General features: G+C 71.6%; 12 protein-coding genes. 11 read left to right on the top strand and 1 reads right to left on the bottom strand.

What is annotated here, in order from left to right; all coding sequences use genetic code 11:
* Positions 1–20 precede the first annotated feature (20 nt).
* The 9 genes from uvrA (at position 21) to WMF33_RS44875 (ending at position 12,258) form a co-directional block, all read left to right on the top strand.
* Positions 21–3,062: an excinuclease ABC subunit UvrA gene (gene uvrA / locus WMF33_RS44915; protein ID WP_437334325.1), complete on the top strand. Its 3,042-nt coding sequence runs from the start codon at positions 21–23 to the stop codon at positions 3,060–3,062.
* Between the two features lie 544 nt (positions 3,063–3,606).
* Complete coding sequence (locus tag WMF33_RS44910; RefSeq protein ID WP_437334324.1) at positions 3,607–5,289, top strand: IgGFc-binding protein; 1,683 nt, start codon at positions 3,607–3,609, stop codon at positions 5,287–5,289.
* A gap of 92 nt (positions 5,290–5,381) precedes the next feature.
* Positions 5,382–6,296 carry a DMT family transporter gene (locus WMF33_RS44905; protein WP_437334323.1) on the top strand — a complete coding sequence of 305 codons (915 nt, stop codon included), beginning with the start codon at positions 5,382–5,384 and terminating at the stop codon, positions 6,294–6,296.
* Between the two features lie 208 nt (positions 6,297–6,504).
* Complete coding sequence (locus tag WMF33_RS44900; protein ID WP_437334322.1) at positions 6,505–7,875, top strand: phenylacetate--CoA ligase family protein; 1,371 nt, start codon at positions 6,505–6,507, stop codon at positions 7,873–7,875.
* A 223-nt stretch (positions 7,876–8,098) separates the two neighbouring features.
* Positions 8,099–8,821: a ClpXP protease specificity-enhancing factor SspB gene (locus tag WMF33_RS44895; protein ID WP_437334321.1), complete on the top strand. Its 723-nt coding sequence runs from the start codon at positions 8,099–8,101 to the stop codon at positions 8,819–8,821.
* Positions 8,822–8,868: 47 nt separating this feature from the next.
* Positions 8,869–10,101 (top strand): branched-chain amino acid ABC transporter permease, encoded by a 1,233-nt coding sequence (locus WMF33_RS44890; protein ID WP_437334320.1) that lies wholly within the window; start codon positions 8,869–8,871, stop codon positions 10,099–10,101.
* Positions 10,098–10,916 (top strand): ABC transporter ATP-binding protein, encoded by an 819-nt coding sequence (locus tag WMF33_RS44885; protein ID WP_061625968.1) that lies wholly within the window; start codon positions 10,098–10,100, stop codon positions 10,914–10,916. The genes WMF33_RS44890 and WMF33_RS44885 overlap by 4 nt, the downstream gene beginning before the upstream one ends.
* A complete protein-coding gene (locus WMF33_RS44880) occupies positions 10,913–11,671 on the top strand; it encodes an ABC transporter ATP-binding protein (protein WP_020741170.1) in 759 nt (252 codons plus the stop codon). Before WMF33_RS44885 ends, WMF33_RS44880 begins: the two co-directional genes overlap by 4 nt.
* Before the next feature lie 212 nt (positions 11,672–11,883).
* The gene (locus tag WMF33_RS44875) at positions 11,884–12,258 is read left to right on the top strand and encodes a response regulator (protein WP_148314491.1); all 375 of its coding nucleotides are present in this window, start codon (positions 11,884–11,886) and stop codon (positions 12,256–12,258) included.
* Between the two features lie 97 nt (positions 12,259–12,355).
* Here the strand turns inward: WMF33_RS44875 and WMF33_RS44870 are convergent, their stop codons facing one another.
* Positions 12,356–13,396 carry a hypothetical protein gene (locus WMF33_RS44870; RefSeq protein WP_437334319.1) on the bottom strand — a complete coding sequence of 347 codons (1,041 nt, stop codon included), beginning with the start codon at positions 13,394–13,396 and terminating at the stop codon, positions 12,356–12,358.
* A gap of 495 nt (positions 13,397–13,891) precedes the next feature.
* On the opposite strand from WMF33_RS44870, the gene WMF33_RS44865 reads away from it, so the two are divergent.
* Positions 13,892–15,457: a glycosyltransferase gene (locus WMF33_RS44865; RefSeq protein WP_437334318.1), complete on the top strand. Its 1,566-nt coding sequence runs from the start codon at positions 13,892–13,894 to the stop codon at positions 15,455–15,457.
* Positions 15,458–15,815: 358 nt separating this feature from the next.
* Positions 15,816–16,121, top strand: coding sequence for an integration host factor subunit alpha (locus WMF33_RS44860; protein ID WP_012241218.1), 306 nt, complete (start codon positions 15,816–15,818; stop codon positions 16,119–16,121).
* Positions 16,122–16,124: the final 3 nt, after the last annotated feature.

The following is a 16,124-nucleotide window of genomic DNA, read 5'->3' as shown; positions in this document are numbered from 1 at the left end:
TAATGGCGGTGGGCAATCCAATGTCCGCGCGAACGAACGGATCCACACAGCCGCAGACCATCGCATCCACCCCCCGCGGCGGGGCGCTGGCCAGGTCCGGCAACGGCGGCGCAAAGGCCGCGCCGCGCGCCGAGCCGCCCGCGCCGGGGCTCGCGCAGGTCGAGCCGCGGCCGGCGCTCAAGCTCCTCGACGCCGCGCGCGAGCCGGATTTCATCGAGGTGCTCGGCTCGCGGGAGCACAACCTCCGCATCGACCGGCTGGAGGTGCCGAAGCGCAAGCTCGTGGTGTTCACGGGGGTGAGCGGCTCGGGCAAATCGAGCCTGGCGTTCGACACCCTCTACGCCGAGGGGCAGCGGCGTTACGTCGAGACGCTGAGCTCGTATGCCCGCCAGTTCCTGGGTCAGCTCGATCGCCCGCAGGTCGAGCACCTGCGCGGCCTGTCGCCGACGATTGCCATCGAGCAGAAGAGCGCGTCGAGCAACCCGCGCTCCACGGTCGGCACGATCACCGAGGTCTACGATTACCTGCGCGTCCTCTATGCGCGCGCCGGCGAGCAGCACTGTCACCTCTGCGGCAAGCCGGTGAAGGCGCAGAGCTCGGAGCAGATCGTCGACGAGCTCCTCGCGATGCCGGAGGGCACGAAGTTCGTGCTGCTCGCGCCGCTCGTGACGCACCGGAAGGGGGAGTTCAAGGACCTGTTCGAGGAGCTCCGCGGCCGCGGCTTCGTGCGCGTCGAGATCGACGGGGCGCAGCACCGGCTCGACGAGGTGCCGCGGCTCGACAAGAAGCTCAAGCACACCATCGCGCTCGTGGTCGACCGGCTGGCCGTGCGGGCGGAGGAGCGCCAGCGCATCACCGAGGGGGTCGAGCTCGCGCTCCAGGAGGGGCGCGGCGAGCTCCGGGTCGAGGTCCAGGCCGACGACGGGCCGGCCGCGCGGCGGCGGCGCCCGGACGCCCCGCTGCTGTTCAGCGCCGCGCGCTCCTGCTGCGGCCAGAGCTTCCCCGAGCTCTCGCCGCAGAGCTTCTCGTTCAACAGCCCGCTCGGCATGTGCGGCGCCTGCAACGGCCTCGGCACCCGCCTGGAGATCGACCCGGCCCTCGTGATCCCGGACCCTTCGCTGTCGATCCGGGAGGGCGCGATCGCCCCCTGGGCGTCGGCGATGGCGCGCGGCGAGGGCTGGACGTTCCGCATCATCGACGCCGTGGCCAAGGCGTGCTCCGTCGACCTCGACGTGCCCTGGCGCAAGCTCGGCGCGAAGAAGCAGGAGACGGTGCTCTATGGCCTCTCGGGCAAGCGCATCGCGGTGACGTGGGGGAAGGAGGGGACCGAGACCCACGGCACCTGGGGCATGAAGTTCGAGGGCGTGATCCCGAGCCTGATGCGCAGGTTCCAGCAGTCGTCGTCCGAGTCGGCGCGGGACGCCTACCGCAAGTTCATGAGCGAGCGTCCGTGCGACGCCTGCGGCTCCAAGCGGATGCGCCCGGAGTCGCTCGCGGTGCGCGTCGCGGACAAGAGCATCGCCGACGTCACCGGCATGACGGTGAAGGACGCGTTCGACCATTTCGCCCGGCTGGAGCTCCCGGGCAACCGGCAGAAGATCACCGAGGGCGTGCGGCGGGAGATCACGAGCCGGCTGAGCTTCCTCCTGAACGTGGGCCTCGACTACCTGACGCTCGATCGCTCGGGGCCGACGCTGAGCGGCGGCGAGGCGCAGCGCATCCGGCTGGCGAGCCAGCTCGGGAGCGAGCTGTCGGGGGTGATGTACGTGCTCGACGAGCCGAGCATCGGCCTGCACCAGCGGGACAACCAGCGCCTCATCGAGACGCTGCGGCGCCTCCGGGATCTGGGCAACACGGTGCTGGTGGTGGAGCACGACGAGGAGACGATCCGGGCCGCCGATTACGTCGTGGATTTCGGCCCCGGGGCGGGGCACCTCGGCGGGCGGGTGATGGCCGCGGGGACGCCCGAGGAGATCGCGCGCGACCCGGAGAGCCTGACGGGCGCGTACCTCGCGGAGCGCGCGCGCATCGAGCTGCCCGAGAAGCGGCGCGCGCCGCGCGGGTGGCTCGAGGTCCTTGGCGCTTCCGAGCACAACCTGAAGAACATCGATGTCCGGTTCCCGCTCGGGGTGCTGCTCGCGGTGACCGGGGTGAGCGGCGCGGGCAAGAGCTCGCTGGTGAACGGCATCCTCCTGCCGGCGCTCGGCCGGGCGCTCCACAACAGCACCGAGCCGGTCGGGGCTCACCGCACGATCAAGGGGCTCCAGGCGCTCGACAAGGTGATCGCGATCGACCAGAAGCCGATCGGCCGCACGCCGCGCTCGAACCCCGGGACGTACACGAAGGCGTTCGACCAGATCCGCGAGATCTTCGCCGAGCTGCCGGAGTCGCGCGCGCGCGGCTACGGCCCCGGGCGGTTCAGCTTCAACGTGAAGGGCGGGCGCTGCGAGGCGTGCAGCGGCGACGGCGTGGTGAAGGTGGAGATGCACTTCCTCGCCGACGTCTACGTCCCCTGCGAGGTGTGCGCCGGCAAGCGGTACAGCGCGCAGACGCTGGCGGTGCGGTACAAGGGCAAGAGCATCGCCGACATCCTGGACACCAGCATCGAGGACTGCGTGCGGCTCTTCGAGCACCACGTGGCGCTCCGGCGCGTGCTCGACACGCTGGTCGAGGTGGGCCTCGGGTACATGAAGATCGGCCAGAGCGCGCCGACGATGAGCGGCGGCGAGGCGCAGCGCGTGAAGCTGAGCCGCGAGCTCGGCAAGAGCCAGACGGGGCGCACGCTCTACGTGCTCGACGAGCCCACGACGGGGCTGCATTTCGAGGACATCCGCAAGCTCCTCGGCGTGCTCCACCGGCTCGTCGAGGGGGGGAACACGGTGGTGGTCATCGAGCACAGCCTCGACGTCATCAAGTGCGCCGACTGGGTGATCGATCTCGGGCCCGAGGGCGGCGCTGGCGGCGGCCGGGTCATCGCCGAGGGGACGCCGGAGGACGTCGCGAAGGTGCCTGCGTCGTACACGGGGCAGTTCCTGCGCCCGCTGCTCACGGCGCGGTCGTAGCGCGTCGGCCAGGGGCGTCAGGGGCTTCCGAGACGCCCGGCCCCCGGGGAGGGAGCTCGTCGCGCGGGGCGCGGGCGGGCTGAACTCGCCTGGGACGTCCTGTGCCCGTCGTGCTGCGCACGACAGACACAGGACGTCATTGGGGCTCAGACATCAGCCCGCCCGCGCCCCGCGCGACGAGCTCCCTCCCCGGGGGCCTACGGCAAGCGCAACCAGGAACGGGCGAAGCGATATCGTACGATCTGTCCCGTCTGTGACCTTTGCTTCTTATCGGTGGTTGCTCCAGGATTTCCTCGGTATTCCGCGATAGCGATCGCGACACAGAGGGCCAGCGTGCTTGCGTCGCGGCACAAAAAAGCGTAGCCGGGATCGATGGACACCAACGTGTCCAGGGGTGCGAAAGCGCTCGACCATTTACTTCATCGATCCACTGGAATTCGCGTTCCACCCGGGCTGTCGCACAGGCCCCTGTGCTCGAAGTCCGTTGACGGGAGGGCCCATGCAGTACTCGAAGCACACTCTGTTTCTCGGCCTAGGACTGTTGGTGGCGGCCGGGTCCGCGGCCGCGTGCTCCGCCAGCGGCTCGTCCGCGGGCCCCCCTCGGCCTGGAAACACCTCCGGCGGCGGCTCGGGCGACGGCGGATCCTCCACGAACACGAGCACCAACGGAAACGCCGGCTCCACCAGCACCGGCGACGACATCGGCACCGGCACCGGCGGCAGCGACCCAGGCCCCGAGCTCATGGGTGACCCGAAGACGTGCGCGGAGGCCGCCGCGAACAAATCCTATATCGGGTGCGACTTCTGGCCCACGGTCACCGCGAACATCGTGTGGTCGATCTTCGACTACGCGGTCGTCGTCGCCAACGCGGGCGACGAGGTGGCCGAGGTCGAGGTGACGCGCGACGGCGCCTCGGTGGCGCACGCCGAGGTCCAGCCCAACAGCCTGGCCAAGGTCTACCTCCCCTGGGTCCCCGAGCTGAAGGGGCCCGACGCCGGCGTGTGCGCCTCGGGCGAATCGCTCAGCAGCTCCGTTCGCGTGGACGGCGGCGCTTACCACCTCGTCTCGACCCGGCCGGTCACGGTCTATCAATTCAACGCGCTCGAGTACAAGGGCGCCGGGGGCCCGGACGGGAAGGACTGGTCCTCCTGTCCCGGCCTCCGAATGTGCCCTTCCAGCGGGGCCCCCTACGGCTGCTTCTCCTTCACCAACGACGCCTCGCTGCTCCTGCCGAGCACCGCGATGACCGGCAACTACCGCATCACCGGCCAGCAGGGCTGGAGGACCGCGTCGATGGGCGGCTACGCGGTCATCACCGGCATCCAGGACGGCACCAGCGTCACGGTGAACCTCGCCCAGGGCGCCTCGGTGATCGCCGGCGACGACATCCCTGCGACGCCCGGCGGAGGCAGCTTCACCGTCGACCTCGACGCGGGCGATGTCGTCGAGATCCTCGGGACCCCGAGCAGCGATCTCAGCGGCAGCCTCGTCACCGCCACGCGCCCCGTCCAGGTGCTGACCGGCATGTCGTGCGTGCAGTCGCCGATCGGCTACAAGGCCTGCGACCACATCGAGGAGTCGGTGTTCCCGGCCGAGACCCTGGGCAAGCGTTACTTCGTCGCCGTCCCGACCTCGCCCGGCGGCGAGGTCTTCGGTCACGTCGTGCGCCTCTACGGCAACGTCGACGGCACGGCGCTGACCTACCCGTCCGGCCGGCCGGACGGCGCGCCGACCTCGATCGACGCCGGCCAGGTCGTCGACCTCAGCGTGGTGAAGCGGGATTTCGAGGTCGTGGGAGATCACGAGTTCGCGGTCAGCACGTTCATGCTGGGCGCCGAGATCGTCGACCGCGACACCGCTCCCCCCGACCAGAAGGGCGACCCGTCGCAGAGCCACGCCACCGCGGTGGAGCAGTACCGCACCAAGTACGTCTTCCTCGCGCCCAGCGATTACGACGAGAGCTACGTCGACGTGATCCAGCCCCTCGACGCCACGATCATGCTCGACGACGCCCCCGTCGACGTCGAGCCGACCCCGATCGGCAACGGCTCCGGCTTCGGCGTCGCGCGCATCCCGCTCGGCCCGGGCAACGACGGCGCTCACGTGCTGACCGCCTCGGCCCCCGTCGGCATCCAGGTGATCGGCTACGGCTCCTACACGAGCTACCAGTACCCGGGCGGGCTCAACCTCGTCCTCATCGCGCCCCCTCCGCCCCCGCCCAACTGACCCCGCCGCCGCAGCGCGCCCGCGCCGCGCGGCTCGTCGCGGCGCGCGCCGCGCTGGTTGTCTTTCCCGGCCGGCTGGCCTAGCAGCATCGCATGGCGGCCAAGCAGCGCGTCACGGCCCGGAGCGCCGCCCTCTTCGTCGTCCTGGCCAGCCTCGCCTTCGCCGCGAGCGGCCCCCTCGCCCGGTACGCGCGCCCGGTCCACCCGCTCTTCGTCGCCTTCGGCCGGGTCGTCCTCGCCGCGGTCGCGCTCTCCCTGCTCGACCTGCGCGCGATCGCCCGCTCGGCGGCCGGCCTCTCGCTGCGCCAGCGCGCCGCCGTCCTCGGCGCGGGCCTGCTGCTCGCCGCCCACTTCGCGCTCTTCCTCTGGGGGCTCGACCGCACCTCCATCGCCGCGGCGCTCTCGCTCATCTCCCTCGAGCCGCTCGCCGTCGTGCTCTGCGCGTGGGCGTTCTTCCGCGTCCGCCCCACGCGCGCCGAGCAGGCCGGCGTGCTCCTCGCCACCGCCGGCGCGCTCGTCATCGCGAGCGCGGCCGGCGCCGGCGAGCACCGGCTCTCGGGCGACCTCATGGTCGTCGGCGCCACCGTCCTCTACGGCCTCTACGTGTCCTTCGCCCGGGCGCTCCGCGACGCCCTGCCGGCGCGGAGCTACGCGGCGCTCGTCTACGCGAGCGCCGCCGTCTTCCTCGCGGCGGCGCTCCCCGCCGCGCCCGGCGCGCTCGACGGCGTCGCCCCGCCGCCGGCCCACGCCGCCGTCGCCATCGTCGCGCTCGCGCTCGTCCCCACCCTCGTCGGCCACACCGCGGTGCAGGCCGCCGCGCGCCGCATGTCCCCGTCGATCATCGCGCTCGTGTCCCCCGGCGAGACGCTGGGCGGGATCCTGATCGGCGCCCTGTGGCTCGGCGCCATCCCCACGACCACGGAGATCGCCGGCGCCGCGATCATCCTCGCCGGCGCCACCGTCGCCATCTTCGGGTCGAGCCCGCCCGCGGCCAGCGGCGCAGGCTGACGCGACCCCGCGCCGCGTCCGACGGAACATCGCTCGTCCGATGGAAGCGTGCCTGTGCGGCGATCGATCCAGGAGCCCCCGGCCGCGCCAGGACGGAAGCCGCCGGCGCGCGCCGCTCCGGTCGGATTCCTCGCCACGAAGACGCGGATTCGCGGGAGAGCCGCCGGCGCGCGCTTGACGGTGGAGGATTCGATAGAACGCTCTCCCCATGTACGGTGAGCTGTTTCGAAACATCCTGTTTCCGCTCTACGAGACCCGTTTGCGGGGCAGGGAGACCCTGAAGCACCTGGAGGACCTCGAGCGCTCTCAGTGGCTGTCGGAAGACGAGACTCGCGATCTCGGCTTCCGGCGGATGCTCGCCGCGCTCCATTTCGCCGAGCAGAACGTCCCGTTCTACCGCGCCCGGTTCGCCGAGCACGGGGTGCGCGTCGCCTCGGTGAAGGCGCCGGAGGACCTCGTGCGGCTCCCCGTGCTCACGCGGGCCGACCTCCGCGCCCACGGGCCGGAGCTCCTCGCCGAGGGCTTCGTCGGCAAGCTCTACTCGAGCGGCACGGGGGGCTCCACGGGCGAGCCGGTGCGGTTCCGCTTCGACCACCGCACCTACGAGCGCCGCGTCGCGGCCGCCATGCGGTCCGACGGGTGGGCGGGCGCCCGGCTCGGCGACAGGGAGCTCCACCTGTGGAGCACCCAGTTCGGCGAGACGCTCGCGAAGAAGGCCAAGCGCTCCCTGCACGAGGCCATCCTCCGCAAGAAGATGGTCAGCGCCTTCGATCTGTCCGAGGCCCGGTTCGCCGCGCTGCTCGACGAGATCGCGCGGTACCGGCCGCAGCTCATCGTCGGCTACACGAGCGCGCTGTACCACGCGGCCCGCTACGCGCTCGCGGAGGGGCGCGCGCTCCCTCCGCCGCGCGGCGTCGTCACCAGCGCGGAGCGGCTCTTCGCGCACCAGCGCGAGGCGATCGAGCGCGCGTTCGGCGCCCCGGTCTTCGACAGGTACGGCTGCCGCGAGCTCATGCTGATCGCGGCGGAGTGCGAGCGGCACGAGGGCAAGCACATCCACATGGAGGGCGTGTACGTCGAGCTGCTCCGCGACGGGCGGCACGCCCTCCCGGGCGAGCCGGGCGAGGTCGTCGTGACCGACCTCGTCTGCCGATCGATGCCGCTCATCCGCTACAAGAACCAGGACGTCGCGATCGCCGCCGGCGCGCCGTGCGCGTGCGGCCGCGGGCTGCCGATGCTCGCCTCGGTGGAGGGCCGCGTCCTCGACCTCCTCGTCGGCCCCGACGGCCAGCTGCTCGCCGGGGAGCTCTTCCCGCACCTCATCAAGGACCAGCCGACGATCGCCCGCTACCAGGTCTACCAGGACCGGCGGCGCGCGATCACGGTCCGGCTCGTGCCCGCCAAGGGCTTCCAGCCCGAGACCGCGCGGCTCATCGAGCGCACCGTCCGGCAGCACCTCGGCGAGCGCGCGGAGATCTGCGTCCAGATCGTCGATCGGATCCCCCTCACGCCCGGCGGCAAGCACCGGGTCACCGTCTCGGAGGTCCCCGTCGAGCTGAGCCGGCGACCCGCGGCGTGAGGTGCGCCCTGGTGCGCGGGTGTGCCGCGGGGCTCGAGCGCCTCGGCGCCGGCCGCGCGCGGATGCAGACTACGGCGAGCTTTCTACAGAGCTGCTGGAGTCGCCTGACGGCTTTCGCGCCGCGGCCCGCTGCGCGGCCCGCTGACCGGCGCGCCGCTGTTCGCCCGAGGGCCCGAAGCGCTGGCGGAGCCGCGCGGTCCGGGGTATTGGGCAGAGCAGTACGATGTCCGACGTGCAGAGACCGCTTCCGCCGAAAAAGGACGTCGCGCTGGCCCTCCTCGAGCGAGAGCCGAGCGTGTTCATCCACCTCGACCCGCGCCGGCCCGGTGTCTCCGTCCCCAAGTGGTTCACGGGGCAGCCGCAGCTGATCCTCCAGGTCGGCATGAACATGGCGATCCCCATCCCCGACCTGAAGGTGGACGACGACGGGATCAGCTGCACGCTCTCGTTCAACCGCGCGCCGTTCTGGTGCCGCCTGCCGTGGCACGCGATCTGGGCGCTCGTGAGCGAGGACCAGCGCGGCATGGTCTGGCCCGAGGACATCCCGGCCGATCTCGCCGCGCAGAAGCAGCAGCGGCCCGGCGCGGTCCCGCAGAAGCCCCAGAAGCGGCCGCGCCCCCGGCTCGCCGCCGTGGCGCCCCCGAGCAGCGACGAGGAGCGGAGCGACGACGCGTCGGACGACGAGGCGCGCGCGCGCGACAAGGCGCGCCGCCCCGAGCTCGAGGCCGTCGAGCCCGCCGAGCGCCGCGGCGAGCCCCCGGCGCGCGACGCCGGCGCGGCCGTCAGGCCGCTCGCGCCGGTGCCCGCCCCGGCCCTCGCGCCGGCGCGGTCGACCGAGGCGGAAGACGACGATTCTGGCACCTCCGGTGAGCCTGAGCCCAGACCGCAACCAGGGACGGGCAAGCCGAAGCGCGAGCTGCCCCCCTATTTGCGCGTTATCAAGTAACGCTCCCGCTTGACGGTGCGGCCCGGCCAAATCAACTGTGGCCGGCCATGCCTCGACCGTTGAAGCGCGTCATCACGGCGCTCGTGCTCCTCGGCGTCGTCGTCGCCCTCGAGTTCGGCTTCGAGACCCTCTTGCCGGACGCCGCCTGGCGGCAGCTCGCCCTGTTCGCGATGGTCAACGTCATCGCGGCGCTCTCGCTCAACGTCATCAACGGCATGGCCGGCCAGTTCTCGATCGGCCACGCCGGCTTCGTCGGCATCGGCGCGTACACCGGGGCCATCGTCGCCGGCAACCTGCACCAGCAGCTCGGCGGCGGCGATCCGCTCTTCGGCAACTCGTTCCTCGTGATGCCCCCGGCGCTGCTCGCGTCCGGGCTCGTCGCCGCCCTGTTCGGCCTCGTGGTCGGCCTGCCGAGCCTCCGGCTGCGCGGCGACTACCTCGCGATCGTGACCCTCGGGTTCGCCGAGATCTTCCGCCTGACGATCGCGACGGCGACGACCGGCGCCGCCGACCAGGGGCCGATCGGCAAGCTGCTCGCCGCGCTCGGCGGCCCGATCGGCTACGCCGGCCCCGACGACACCGGCGTCCCGCAGTACGCCGGCCCGTTCTGGATCTTCGGCGCCGTCGCGCTCATGACCATCGTCGCCTGGCGGCTCAAGTTCTCCGGCTGGGGCCGCGCGCTGCGCGCGCTCCGCGAGGACGAGATCGCCTCCGCCGCGGTGGGCGTCGATCCGACGCGCTACAAGGTCACCTCGTTCGTCATCTCCGCCGCCGGCGGCGGCATCGCCGGCGGCCTGCTCGCCTCGATGCGCGACGGCAACCCCACGGTCCAGCCGGACCAGTTCACGTTCAACTACTCGTTCGACGCGATCACGATGGTGATCCTCGGCGGCTCGGGCAGCGTCAGCGGGTCGATCGTGGGCGGCGTGCTCGTGACCTTTACGGTCAAGCTCATCGAGCAGCTCCAGGGCCTCGACAGCGTCCTCGCGCTGAAGGCGGCGTACCCCGCGCTCGATCTGAACGCCCTCAGGATGGTGCTCTACGCGGCCATCCTCATCGGGCTGATGATCCTGCGCCCCGAGGGGCTCTTCGGCGAGCGCGAGCTCTTCGGCCGGCGCGCGGCGCGGCCGCAGCGCGCGAAGGGCGGGCCGGCCGAGCCCGTCCCCGCCACGACCGGCGCCGAGGCGGCCGCCGAGCGCGCGGACGCGCCGCAAGAGGAGAGGCCGCCCGGCACCGCCGTGGAGCGCGAGGCCAAGCCGGCCGGGAGGGAGTTCGAGTGAACCTCGATCTGAAGGGTGTGACCAAGCGGTTCGGCGGCCTCAAGGCCGTGGGCGGCGTCTCGTTCACCGTGCCGGAGCGCTCGATCTTCGGGCTCATCGGCCCGAACGGCGCCGGCAAGACGACGGTGTTCAACCTGATCACCGGCGTCTACAAGCACGACGAGGGCTCGATCCGCTTCGGCGGGACCGACCTCGCGCCGCTCAAGCCGAGCCAGATCGCGCACCTCGGCATCGCCCGCACGTTCCAGAACATCCGCCTCTTCGGCCAGCTCACCGTGCTCGAGAACGTGCTCGTCGCCTGCGAGAACCTGCGCAAGGCGACGCTCGCCTCCGCCCTGCTCCGCTCGCGGTTCTTCTACAAGGACGAGCAGGAGATGACCGAGCGCGCGCTCTCGTTGCTCTCGGTATTCAAGCTCGAGGCCATGGCCGACGAGATCTCGACGTCGCTCTCGTACGGCAACCAGCGCCGCCTCGAGATCGCGCGGGCGATGATGCTCAAGCCGAAGCTGCTCCTGCTCGACGAGCCGGCGGCCGGCATGAACTACGGCGAGGCCGAGGGGCTCAAGCAGCAGATCCGCTGGCTGCGCGACACCTTCGACGTCACGGTCGTGCTGGTCGAGCACAACATGCAGGTCGTGATGGGGGTGTGCGAGGAGCTCCACGTCCTCGACCACGGCGAGACCATCTCGCACGGCACCCCGGAGGTCGTGCGCAAGGACCCGAAGGTCCTCGCCGCCTACCTCGGCGAGGAGGTCGACGAGGACGCGGCCGAGGCCCGCCCCGCGGCCGGCGCCGCGGCAGAGGAGCCCGCATGAAGACATCGCACCCGACGCGGCAGCCCCCCTCGGTGGCGCCCGGCGAGCCCCTGCTCGTCGTCGACGATCTCGCGGTCAGCTACGGCGGCATCCGGGCGCTCAAGGGCGTGAGCCTCGAGGTCCGGCGCGGCGAGATCGTCGCGATGATCGGCGCGAACGGCGCCGGCAAGACGACCACGCTGAAGACGATCGTCCGCCTCCTGCCGATCGCCGCCGGCCGCATCCGCTACGACGGCAAGGACCTCGCGTCCGTCTCGACCGAGGAGCTCGTCGCCGCCGGCGTCTCGCTCGTCCCCGAGGGGCGCGCGATCTTCTCGAACCTCACCGTCCGCGAGAACCTCGAGCTCGGCGCGTGGTGCCACAAGCACGGCCCCACCATGGGGGAGACCGTCGACGACGTGGTGAAGCTCTTCCCCCGCCTCGGCGAGCGCATGCACCAGCACGGCGGCACGCTCTCCGGCGGCGAGCAGCAGATGCTCGCGATCGGCCGCGCCATGATGGGGCGCCCCGCCATGCTGCTCCTCGACGAGCCCTCGCTCGGCATCGCGCCGCGGCTCGTCGCCGACATCTTCGAGTCGATCGCCAAGATCGCGGCGTCAGGAACCACCGTACTCCTCGTTGAGCAGAACACCCGACTCGCGCTCAAGTATTCGACGCGCGCCTACGTGCTCCGTACTGGGCAGATCGCCATGAGCGGCGACTCCAAGGATCTCGCGGCGAACGAAGAGATCCGCGCGGCCTACCTCGGCGGCTGAGCTCCTGCCGGGCCCGGCGGTCGTCGGCGCATCGCGCAGACGACGGGGAGAAAGCGCTGGTGTTTCAAGCGCGTATCAACGCGTCGCGTGATGCGATGAGGCGCGATTGACATCGCGCTTTGCCGCCGATGGAGTATGGTTTCGGTGAGCCAGGCGATGAAGATCCGGTCTTCGGCGCTTCGGCCAGACCCAGCCGCCAACGGGGGATACTTATGGAGATTGAGAGCACGACCCGCGTTCTGGTGATCGACGACGACGCCAGCAACACCCAGCCGCTCGTCCACTTCCTCTCGTCCCGGGACTACACGGTGGAGACGTGCTGCGGGCTCGGCCATGCGCGTGACGTGCTTGCCCGCTGGCGTCCTCACGTGATGGTGCTCGTGCCCCGGGAGGAGGCGGATCTCCACAGCGAGATGGAGGAGCTCCGCCGCATGTCGCCGCGCGTGCCCGTCGTGATGCTCACGCTCGCGGCCGGCCCCGAGCTCATCCTGGACATGGAGGCGTTCGCGCCCACGGTGCCGGTGTGCCCGTCGCGCGACCTCGCGTACATCGAGTCGGCAGTGGCGGACGCCTCGGCCATGGGCTGAGCGGCCGCTGCCGGGCGAGCCCGCCCGGCGCGGGGCGCGACGCCTGCGCCTCGGCGCGGATCACGCCGCCCGGGGGCGGGCCGCGCCCCGCCGCGCCTCAGGCCGACGGCTCGAGGCCGTCCGGCAGCCCGTCGAAGAACTCCTCCACCACGGACGCGAGCCAGGCGCGCACCGGCGCGGTCGCGCACGCGCTCCGCACGAGCGGCCAGAGCGCGGCCGCGAGCGCGTCGACGTCGAGCGCGGGCGCGATCCCGAAGCGCCCCAGCACCTCGCCGAGCGGCTCGCGCGCGTGCGCGGCGACGAACGCCGCGATCGCCTCGCTCGTGCGCGCCCGCACCGGCCGGTCCCGCAGCACCTGCGCGGCGATGTCGGCCCCGAGCTCCTCGGCGAGCGCCGAGCTCTTCGCGTCGAGCTGGCCGACGAGCGCGCAGATCTCCTGCTCCAGCACCCACGTCGCGACGTGCTTGCGCAGGCCGACGAACTCGGGCGTGTCGCCCTTGGCGACGAGGATGTCGTGCACCTGGCGCATCGCCGTGCGCGAGAACCCCTGCAAGAAGCGGCGGATCTCGGGCTCGAGCCGCCGCTCGAACTCGCCCTGCAGGGTGCCCATCGCCTTGCCGACCCCGCCCAGGCCGAAGGGGGCGATCCGCTTGAGCAGCGCCGGCAGGCCCCACTCGGCGAAGAACGGGTTCACCTTCTCGGAGAACTCCTTCAGCGTGTCGTAGAGGACGTCGCGCATCACCGCGTCGAGCGCCGGGCTCTCGAGCACCTCGCGCACGAGCCGCTCCGGGACGATCTTCGGCTGCTCCAGGATGCGGTCGAGCTTGTCGCGCGCCCCCTCCGGCATGAGCTCCTTGGCGCGCCGCCGCTCGGCGCGCGCCGCCTCGACCAGCGCCGCGAGCGCCGCGGCGGCCGCGGGCCGGACCGCCCGCCGGAGCGACTCCTCCGCCGCCAGCGCGTCGAGCGCCCGCGCGACCGCCCCCGCATCGATGAGCTCGCCGAGCGGCGTCGCGAGCAGCGCCGCGAAGCCGGCGGGCAGGCGCTCCCGGAAGTCCCGCGCCGCGGCCTCCGAGACGAGCCGCGCCTCGAGGAACGCGATCTGGCGGGCCTTCAGTTCATTAAGTAGCGCGCGGCTCATCGGCAACGGATAACCCCGGGCTCCCGCGGGCGCCAGGCGCAGATGACCCCGGACCCCCGGCGGCGGCGCCGCCCCTGGAGAGGACTCCAAAACCCCACAGCACTGTGAATCTGCCCATCAGGTCAGGGCCGTACTTATCGAACCTTCCCTCGGAGAGCCCTTACGAAACACACCTTACTTAGCGCATCGGTATCGGGGGATCACCTTACCTCGTGCGTCGCTCGCGCACGCGCGTTCGTGCGCCGAACGTGCGGCAAGCGCCGCGTGACCGGGCGAAGCGGGATTGTCGGTGATTGTCATTTTCCAGGGGGGAGGACTCGACCCCAAGTCAACTTTTCACGCCTCGTGACAGAGAGTTGCAACGAATTACAAGTGCATGACAACTTCGGATTCGGCGGATGGTACGCGTTCGTTACCCGCCAGCACCGCAGGAGTTGAGACCGGGGTTCGCCCGATCCCACCCGATCGAAAGCCCGCTGGCGGCAGGTGCTCCCGATGCTCTCCATGCTGCTCTGCGTGCTCTACTTCGGCGTGCTGCTCGGCCTCAGCGCCTACGGCCTGCACCGACTGCACCTCGTGGTCCTCTGTCGCCTCCACCGCGCCAAGATCACGCGCGCGCAGGAGGTCCCGGCCCTGACCGATCGCGACCTCCCGCCGGTGACGATCCAGCTGCCGCTCTTCAACGAGTCGACGGTCGCGGCGCGGCTGCTCGATGCGGTCGCGCGGATGGATTACCCGCGCGACAAGCTCGAGATCCAGGTGCTCGACGACTCGACGGACGAGACGCAGGCCCTCGTCCGGGCGCACGTCGAGCGGCTGCGCGCGGAGGGCATCGACGCGGTGTACCTGCACCGCACGAACCGCGTCGGCTACAAGGCGGGGGCGCTCGACGCGGGCCTCAAGGTCGCGAAGGGCGAGCTCGTCGCGATCTTCGACGCCGACTTCATCCCGCAGCCGGGCTTCGTCCGGTCGATCGTCGGCCACTTCGAGGATCCGACGGTCGGCATGGTCCAGACGCGGTGGGGGCACCTGAACCGCGACGTCTCGATCCTCACGCAGGTGCAGGCGCTCATGCTCGACGGCCACCACCTCGTCGAGAACCGCGCGCGCTACGGCGCCGGCCTCCTGTTCAACTTCTCGGGCACCGGCGGGATGTGGCGCAAGGACGCCATCCTCGAGGCCGGCGGATGGCAGCACGACACGCTGACCGAGGACCTCGACCTGTCGTACCGGGCGCAGCTCGCGGGCTACCGCTTCGTCTACCGCGAGGATGTGGTCTCGCCGGCGGAGCTCCCCGAGGACATCTCGGCGCTGCGCGCGCAGCAGTACCGCTGGGCCAAGGGGACGGTGCAGACCGCGCGCAAGCTGATGGCGACGGTGCTGAACGCGAAGCTCTCGCGCGGGCAGCGGCTCGAGGCGTTCTTCCACCTCACGCCGCACTTCGCGTACCCGCTCCTGGTGCTCCTGAGCGTCCTGCTCCTGCCGGCGCTCGTGCTGTTCCCCGCCGCCGACACGCTGACGATGTTCGCCATCGACCTGCCGCTCTGCACGGCCACGACCGGGTCGCTCGCGGCGTTCTACATGCTGGCCGAGACGGCGCAGGGCCGCTCGCGTTGGGGCGCGGTCGCCCGCTTGCCGATGCTCATCGCGCTCGGGACGGGGCTCGCGCCGCACCTGTCCAAGGCCGTCATCGAGGGGCTCCGCAGCATGGCGGGCGAGTTCGTCCGGACCCCGAAGCAGGGCGACAACAAGGGCCGGTACAAGGTGCGCACGGACCTGCCGCTGACCGAGGCGATGCTCTCCGTGCTCTCGTGCGGCGCGGTGGTCGCGTCCATCCAGACGGGCCACTACTTCGCCACGCCGTTCGCGGTGCTCTTCGCCGTCGGCTATCTCTACGTCGCGATCATGGTCGCCCAGGAGCAGATCGGGCGCCGCCGCGAGGCGGTCTCGAGCGCGCCGGTCGTCGGCTGGAGCGACGCGCGGCCGGGCGACGCGGCCGTGGTCGGCGCCTGGTCCAGGCAGGCGACGAAGGAGCGGCCCCTCGGCGATCTCGCCGCCTGAGCGGTCCGCCGCTGGCGAGCCCGTGCCTTGCCGAGGCCGCGCCGGAATCCTGCCGGATTTCCGGCCGCGGCCTCGAGGCGGGCGGGGCGGGGAGCCGGTCCCGCGGTGGCGGGGTGGCTCCGATCCCCGGGGGAGGCCCGGTTTTCGGGCTCCTCGCGGGCTGGCCCCGACGCCCGCGTCCGCTGGAGGCTGCACGAAGCGGGCCCGGCCCTATCGGGCGACACCTGCGTACCCCCTAGACCTACCCGACGCAGGCTGGCATCCTGCCACAGGCCGGTCGGGGGACCGCACGCGGCTTCCTGAACGGTCTTCAGGGGTTGCGGCGCGCCCCCCCTTCTGCAAGGGCGATGGGGGTCTCATGACGAAAGCCGAAATCGTTCAGGCGGTCTACTCCCGCCTCGGGGGGTTCTCGAAGAAGGAATCTGCCGATCTGGTGGATCTCGTGTTCGAGACCATGAAGGAAACCCTGGGGCGCGGGGAGAAGATCAAGATCTCTGGCTTCGGCAACTTCGTGCTGCGCGACAAGCGCCAGCGGCAGGGCCGCAATCCCCAGACCGGCGATCCGATCCTGATCACGGAGCGCCGGGTCCTGAACTTCAAGGCGAGCCAGATCTTGAAGCAGGCCCTCAACCCGCGCGAGACGGCCTCGGCGGCCGAGGAGTAGACC

This window comes from Sorangium sp. So ce394 (assembly GCF_051474665.1).
Taxonomy (GTDB): domain Bacteria; phylum Myxococcota_A; class Polyangia; order Polyangiales; family Polyangiaceae; genus Sorangium; species Sorangium cellulosum_D.
This window is presented reverse-complemented; position numbering and strand designations above follow the sequence as displayed.

Coding starts and splice junctions, on each gene's coding strand:
- uvrA (WP_437334325.1), top strand. CDS start 21: ATGTCCGCGCGAACGAACGGATCCACACAGCCGCAGACCATCGCATCC.
- WMF33_RS44905 (WP_437334323.1), top strand. CDS start 5,382: ATGGCGGCCAAGCAGCGCGTCACGGCCCGGAGCGCCGCCCTCTTCGTC.
- WMF33_RS44900 (WP_437334322.1), top strand. CDS start 6,505: ATGTACGGTGAGCTGTTTCGAAACATCCTGTTTCCGCTCTACGAGACC.
- WMF33_RS44895 (WP_437334321.1), top strand. CDS start 8,099: ATGTCCGACGTGCAGAGACCGCTTCCGCCGAAAAAGGACGTCGCGCTG.
- WMF33_RS44890 (WP_437334320.1), top strand. CDS start 8,869: ATGCCTCGACCGTTGAAGCGCGTCATCACGGCGCTCGTGCTCCTCGGC.
- WMF33_RS44880 (WP_020741170.1), top strand. CDS start 10,913: ATGAAGACATCGCACCCGACGCGGCAGCCCCCCTCGGTGGCGCCCGGC.
- WMF33_RS44875 (WP_148314491.1), top strand. CDS start 11,884: ATGGAGATTGAGAGCACGACCCGCGTTCTGGTGATCGACGACGACGCC.
- WMF33_RS44870 (WP_437334319.1), bottom strand. CDS start 13,396: ATGAGCCGCGCGCTACTTAATGAACTGAAGGCCCGCCAGATCGCGTTC.
- WMF33_RS44865 (WP_437334318.1), top strand. CDS start 13,892: ATGCTCTCCATGCTGCTCTGCGTGCTCTACTTCGGCGTGCTGCTCGGC.
- WMF33_RS44860 (WP_012241218.1), top strand. CDS start 15,816: ATGACGAAAGCCGAAATCGTTCAGGCGGTCTACTCCCGCCTCGGGGGG.